This is a genomic window from Halomonas heilongjiangensis (genome assembly GCF_002879645.1).
Classification (GTDB): domain Bacteria; phylum Pseudomonadota; class Gammaproteobacteria; order Pseudomonadales; family Halomonadaceae; genus Halomonas; species Halomonas heilongjiangensis.
The window spans coordinates 26,121-32,499 of record NZ_PNRE01000091.1; the positions used below are offsets into that span (position 1 = coordinate 26,121).

At 67.0% G+C, this 6,379-nt stretch carries 7 protein-coding genes; 3 read left to right on the forward strand and 4 right to left on the reverse strand.

Going from position 1 to position 6,379, the window contains the following annotated elements:
* Positions 1 to 41 precede the first annotated feature (41 nt).
* The 4 genes from C1H66_RS19790 to C1H66_RS19805 all read right to left on the reverse strand — a co-directional run bounded on the left by C1H66_RS19790 (position 42) and on the right by C1H66_RS19805 (position 4,069).
* On the reverse strand, positions 42 to 680 hold the full coding sequence (locus C1H66_RS19790; RefSeq protein WP_102629598.1) for a hypothetical protein: 639 nt from the start codon (positions 678 to 680) through the stop codon (positions 42 to 44).
* Entirely contained in the window at positions 677 to 1,528 is an 852-nt protein-coding gene (locus tag C1H66_RS19795; RefSeq protein ID WP_102629599.1) for a quinoprotein dehydrogenase-associated putative ABC transporter substrate-binding protein, read from the reverse strand. Before C1H66_RS19795 ends, C1H66_RS19790 begins: the two co-directional genes overlap by 4 nt.
* 40 nt (positions 1,529 to 1,568) lie before the next feature.
* The gene (locus tag C1H66_RS19800) at positions 1,569 to 2,120 is read right to left on the reverse strand and encodes a c-type cytochrome (protein ID WP_170064194.1); all 552 of its coding nucleotides are present in this window, start codon (positions 2,118 to 2,120) and stop codon (positions 1,569 to 1,571) included.
* Positions 2,121 to 2,245: 125 nt separating this feature from the next.
* A complete protein-coding gene (locus tag C1H66_RS19805) occupies positions 2,246 to 4,069 on the reverse strand; it encodes a methanol/ethanol family PQQ-dependent dehydrogenase (RefSeq protein WP_102629601.1) in 1,824 nt (607 codons plus the stop codon).
* A gap of 352 nt (positions 4,070 to 4,421) precedes the next feature.
* On the opposite strand from C1H66_RS19805, the gene pqqA reads away from it, so the two are divergent.
* The 3 genes from pqqA to pqqC all read left to right on the forward strand — a co-directional run.
* Positions 4,422 to 4,493 (forward strand): pyrroloquinoline quinone precursor peptide PqqA, encoded by a 72-nt coding sequence (pqqA, locus tag C1H66_RS19810; protein WP_081786101.1) that lies wholly within the window; start codon positions 4,422 to 4,424, stop codon positions 4,491 to 4,493.
* Between the two features lie 89 nt (positions 4,494 to 4,582).
* A complete protein-coding gene (gene pqqB / locus C1H66_RS19815; protein ID WP_102629602.1) occupies positions 4,583 to 5,512 on the forward strand; it encodes a pyrroloquinoline quinone biosynthesis protein PqqB in 930 nt (309 codons plus the stop codon).
* 93 nt (positions 5,513 to 5,605) lie between these two features.
* Positions 5,606 to 6,379 (forward strand): pyrroloquinoline-quinone synthase PqqC (pqqC, locus tag C1H66_RS19820; RefSeq protein ID WP_102629603.1); only part of this gene is annotated, 774 nt, incomplete at its 3' end.

Below are 6,379 nucleotides of genomic sequence, written 5' to 3' on the forward strand. Positions count from 1 at the left end.
CGCTGTCGTTGTCTTTCACCTGCTGCCCTTCGCGGTGGTGGTCAGGGCATACGCTCCTTGATCACTCGCGTCATCCGGCTGAGTTTCTCCTCCAGCAAGGCCGGCTGATCGCACATGGCAGGCAGCGCCTGCTGGCGCCTCTCGAAGGTGCGCTCCTCCCAGAACAGCGTCTCGGAGAGCCGTTCGACCTCGGCCTCGTTCGACTGCTCGTCGTCGCGGAGCGCTTCCAGTTCGTCGACCATCGCCGAGATGTCATCGAGTCGCGCCACCTGGGCGCGGGAGGCACGGCGGATACTGTCGATCGCCCGTCGCCGTTCGCGGTCGGTGAGCTCGAAGAGGCCGGCGAACAGCAATGTCAGCCGCTCCTCGGCCTCGCCACCGTCCACCGAGGCGACGAAGTCACGGACTCGCTCCAGGGCCTCGCCTTCGGGTGTCGAGCGGGCGGTAGCGAAACGCACCACACGGCCGACCTCCTCGTCGTCCCACCAGTCCTGCTGCAGCTCGTCCAGCGACGGGCCGGTCCAGATGGTGCCCCAGGCCAGTTCGGGAATCAGCCGCTGCACACAGGGCCAGTCGGGCGGTCCCGCCGCGGCGCGCTGGGCCTCGACCCGGGCCACGCCGCCCAGCGCCAGGGCCGCGCCCAGCCCGAGCATCACCAGGCTCGTGCGCAGGGCGTTCATGATGCACCTCCCGTCTCCGCCGGCGCTGGAGTGAGCAACTGGCCGCGTCGATCGAGCAGTGGCACGCCATACTCCACGAGGATCGCGTGGATCTCGTCCTGGCGGCGGTCGATGAAGTCGTTGATCCAGTCCTTCCAGTGGGGCTCCCCCCGGCGAATGCCCATGGTGATACGGTAGTCCAGCCGGGCACCGGAGGTGTCATCGACGAGCGGAATGACCCGGAGCGGAGGATCCTGGCGTGCCGCGTAGTAGCCGGCCAGCGGCCCCCACAGCACGGCGCCCTCGGTATCGCCGGCCACCACGTCCTCGATGGCGTCGCGTACCGGGGCACGCACCCGGGTGTCGACCATCAGCGGGTAGCTCTTGACGGTGGCACCGGCCCGGCGCAGCGCGACCAGCGGCGGCGTTTCCGTGACCACGCCGATGCGCCGGTCGCGCAGTACCGGATCGGCGAGGCTGGTGGCTTCGAGGTCGGACTCCGCGGGTACCACCAGGGAGTAGACCGAGCGGTAGACCTCGTTGGTGTTCTGCACGAACCCGTAGCCGGCCACGGTGCCGATCATCACGTCGCAGACGCGCAGTTCCAGGGTATTGCGCACGAAGCCCATGACCTGGGGTGCCCAGACGTAGACGAGCGGCACCCCCAGCTCCTCGGCCATCAGCTCGGCGATACGGTTCTCGAACCCTTCGCCGGCCTCGTTGCTGAAGGGAAGGTTGTTGCCGTCGGCACAGACCCGTAGCGCCTCGCGGTCCTGGCGTTCCGGTGGCTCGGCAAGCGTCATGCCACTTCCGCCCCCCAGGACCAGGGCGACCAGCAGCGGCAGTAGCCGGGTGACTCCTCTTCTCATGCGTCCTCCGATACCGGGAAGCGAAGACACGCCAGCGCGACTAGTCGTCGGCCTGCTTGTCACGGGCGGTGTCGTCGGACTCGACCTCCTCCTCTAGGGCCTCGGCTTCCTCCCGCAACGCTTCGGCCTCTTCCTCCATCGACTCGATGACCTTCGGGCGGCCACGTCCCAGGCCCCCTTCGCCGCGTGCACGCATATAGCTGAAGATGTTCTCCATATTGGCCAGCACGAAGGGGTCGTCGGCGAAGGAGGGCATCACCTGGCCCGGCTGGACTTCACGGCCGGCGGCGATGGTACCGGCGAAATCGGCCCAGCCGCGACGCTCGGCGGCCCGGATCAGGCTGGGGGCGAAGGAGGACCCCAGGCCATCCGGTCCATGACAGGCCATGCAGACCCGGGTGTAGGCGATATAGCCCTCGTAGGTATTGGGATCGACCCTGCCGTCCTCGACGACGAAGGCTCCCGGTGCTTCCCCGGTGACACGGTGCTCGTCGGCCACGCTCGGTGAGATGAAGCCGGCCAGGGGCAATCCCAGGCCAAGCACGGCCGTCAGGATGAGGGTCCGGCCCGAAGCTCCGTTGAATACCGTCATGCAGCGCTTCCTTCTCGGTACGACCGGGGCCGCCCGGCACATCCTGGCCGGCGGCCCCTGGGTAGGGATGGGAGAGGCGGGTCACGGTCCGTCGGCCGTGACCCGCCTGCAGGGCGTGATGGCACTCAATCCGGCAGCGCGAAGACCGTCAGCACCCCGCCGAGCTTGGTGTAGTCACCCAGGGCGGCGAAGGCGCTCACCGCCCCCAGGCCCTCCTCGGGCTCCTCGAGGCCTGCCGCCAGGCCGATGCCGGCCCAGCCGCCGACCCCGGAGAGCACGGCCACGTGCTGCTTGCCTTCGTACATGAAGGTGTTGACGTTGCCGATGATCCCGGAGGGCGTCTTGAAGCGCCACAGCTCCTCGCCGGTCTCGATGTCCACGGCCTTCACATGGCCCTCGAGGGTGCCGTAGAAGGCCAGGTCACCGGCCGTGGCCAGGGCGCCGCTCCACACCGCGAAGCGCTCGTCGACTTCCCAGATGGTCTCGCCGGCCACCGGGTCCCAGGCGATGAAGCTGCCCATGCGGCCTTCCATGCCGCCGTTCTCCATCGGTGACGGCATCATGGTCAGGGTGGCGCCCACGTAGGGCTGCCCGGCGACATACTCGGCCTCGAAGGGCTCGTAGTTCATGCAGATCCGGTTGATGCCGGCATAGATCAGGCCGGTCTTCGGCGAGTAGGCACTCGGCTGCATGTTCTTGGCGCCCATGGCAGTGGGGCAGATGTCGGTGGTGTTGACGCCGACGCCCTGGCGGTAGGTGCTGAACTCCTCGTTGACGTTGGGCCGGCCGGTTTCCATGTCGTAGTCGTCCGCCCAGTTGGTTTCCGGGGCAAACTTCTCGGCCACCAGCAGCTCGCCGTTCTCGCGGTCGAGCAGGAAGCCGAAACCGGTGCGGTCGATGATCGCCAGGCCCTTGCGCTGCTCGCCGTTCATCTCGACGTCGATGAGCTGGTTCTCGTTGACGCCGTCGTAGTCCCACTCGTCGAAGGGCACCTTCTGGTAGACCCACTTGACCGACCCGTCGTTGGGATCCCGGGCGAAGACGGTGATCGCCCACTTGTTGTCGGCGGGCTCGCCGTCCTTGGTGCGTTGCTCCGGGTTCCAGGTCCCCGGGTTGCCGGTGCCGTAGTAGATCAGGTCGAGGTCCGGGTCGTAGGTGATCCAGCCCCAGGGGGCCCCACCGCCGCGCTCCCATTCGCCTTCGGGCCAGGTGGAAACGCCCAGGTCGGATTCACCGATCGGCTCGCCCAGCATGGTGGTGGTTTCCGGGTCGATCAGTACCTCGTCGTCCGGACCGGTCGAATAGCCTCGCCAGACCTGCTCGCCGGTCTCGACGTCATAGGCGGTCATGTGGCCACGGATGCCGTATTCGCCGCCGCTGATGCCGACGATGACCTTGTCATGCACCACCAGCGGCGACATGGTGTTGGTCTCGCCGACGGTGTGGTCGCCGTTGCTGACATCCCACAGCAGCTCGCCGGTCTCGGCGTCCAGGGCGATCAGGGTGTTGTCGGCCTGGCCGAGGAACAGGCGGCCATCGGCATAGGCCAAGCCGCGGTTGACGGTGTCGCAGCACATCACCGGGATGACGCGGGAGTCCTGATCGGGTTCGTAGCTCCACACCACCCGGCCCTCGTCCTCCAGGTCGAGGGCGAATACCTTGTTGGGGAAGGGAGTATGGATATAGAGGCGACCATCGCCCACATAGAGGGGACCACCCTCGTGGCCGCGCAGGACGCCGGTGGAGAATTGCCAGAGCGATCGCAACTCACCCACGTTGTCGCGATTGATCTGGTCCAGTTCGCTGTAACGGTTGCCCTGATAGTTGCCCAGTTGCGTGGCCCAGTATTCAGGGTTCTGTTGCAGCTCGAGTTGATTCTGGTTGGCATGAGCCAAGGATGCGGCCATCAACCCGGCGGCCGTCATCGCAAAACCGATCTCCCGAAGCATGGCGTTCTCTCCGTCGCACTGAAAGGAGTGCCGTGGGGCACGGCACGTCCCGTTTTGGTTGTTATCCGGTTTCAGGCAGTGACAATGGAAGGTCTAGCACAACTTTCGGGGGCTACAGCGTGGCCGGGGAGAATTCGACATGCGCATATGGTCAAAAGACTTTTGCGCACGAGCAATAATATCGCCAGATCCCTGCCAGAATGGCACCCCGGCATGCCTGGATGGGCTCCGATAGCGCCAGAGCACACCGCTTGCGGCCCGGCTTTAGACTTTCGTAGCAAGGTAGATCCCGTGGCGCGTGCTTAACTGTTAGTGCACGTCAGTCATCCACCCGCATCGTGGAGGTAACCCCATGTGGACCAAACCCGCCTATACCGATCTGCGTCTAGGCTTCGAGGTGACCCTGTACATTTCCAACCGTTGACATCACCAGTGACGACGCAGTACCTGACGGGCTGACGTTCCCTATTCGGAGCGTCAGCCTTTCGTTTTCTGGTCGACCGGGAGAGACGCATGCACGTACTGGTGCTCGGCGCCGCCGCCGGGGGCGGTTTTCCCCAGTGGAACTGCAACTGCCGGCTATGCCGCGGCGTTCGACAGGGCACCATCGAAGCCTCGCCACGCACCCAGTCGTCGATCGCCATCAGCAGCGATGGCGATCGCTGGTTGCTGTGCAACGCCTCGCCGGACATTCGTACTCAACTCGCCGCCAACCCCGAGCTGCACCCCCGGCGGGTGCCGCGGGACAGCGGCATCGGCGGCGTGCTGCTGGTGGACGGCCAGATCGACCATGCCACCGGCCTGCTGTCGCTGCGCGAGGGCTGCCCCTTCGATGTCTGGTGCACCCCCAATGTGCATCGGGACCTGAGCAGCGGTTTTCCCCTGTTTCGCATGCTCGAGCACTGGCAGGGCGGGCCGACCTGGCACCCCATTCCGATCGATGACGACCACCGGGAGGCCAGCTTCGAGGTGCCCGCCTGCCCCGGGCTGACCTTCACCGCCGTGGCATTGACCAGCAACGCCCCGCCCTACTCGCCCCGCCGCGGCGCACCGACCCCTGGCGACAATATCGGCCTGCTGATCGAGGATCGACGCCGCGGCACGCGCCTCTTCTATGCACCGGGGCTGGGCGAGCTCGACGACCGGGTGCGTGGCTTCCTGTCCCGGGCCGACTGCGTGCTGGTCGACGGCACCCTGTGGCACGACGACGAGCTGATTCGCGCCGGCGTCGGCCGGGCCACCGGCCGCGACATGGGCCATCTGGCGCTGTCCGGCGAGCGAGGCCTGCTGACCGAGCTGGCCGGCCTGCCGGCGACCACCCGGCGGGTGCTGATCCATATCAACAACACCAACCCGATCCTCGACGAGCACTCGGCAGAGCGTGCCAGCCTGACCGAGGCCGGGGTCGAGGTGTCCTTCGACGGCATGCGCCTGGAAGTGTGAACGCGTGGGAACGACCGTCGTCTCACCCCTAGGGGAGCGGTCTCCGCTGGCCGGCTGGATAACGTCAAGGACCATATAAAGGAGGAGCCCCGCATGGTACGTATCGCGTCACCGCCGGCGAGTTCGCAGGGCGAGGCCATGAGCCCCGGGGCCTTCCGCGAGACCCTGATGGCCAAGGGCGCCTACTACCATGTCCACCACCCCTACCAGGTCGACATGGCCGCGGGGCGCGCCACGCCCGAGCAGATCCGTGGCTGGGTGGCCAACCGCTTCTACTACCAGGTGATGATTCCGCAGAAGGACGCCGCGCTGCTGGCCAACTGCCCCGACGCCGCCACCCGCCGACGCTGGATCCAGCGGCTGCTCGACCACGACGGCAACGGCGACGACGCCGGCGGCATCGAGGCCTGGCTGGCGCTGGGCGAGGCGGTGGGCCTGACTCGCGACGAGCTGTGGTCCCAGGCGCACGTGCTGCCGGGGGTGCGCTTTGCGGTGGACGCCTACGTCAACTTCGTGCGCGGTGCCAGTTGGCAGGAGGGGGCGATCTCCTCGTTGACCGAGCTGTTCGCCCCGAAGGCCCACCAGAGCCGGCTCGACACCTGGCCGATCCACTATCCATGGATCGACGAGACCGGCTACGGCTACTTCCGCAAGCGGCTCAAGGAGGCGCGTCGCGACGTCGAGCACGGCCTGGAGGTGGCGCTGGCGGTGTGCACCACGGTCGAGACCCAGCGGCGGGCGCTGGAGATCCTGCAGTTCAAGCTCGACGTGCTGTGGTCGATGCTCGACGCCATGACGCTGGCCTACCAGCTCGGCCGGCCGCCCTACCACAGCGTCACCGACCGGCGCGTCCATCATCGGGGGCTG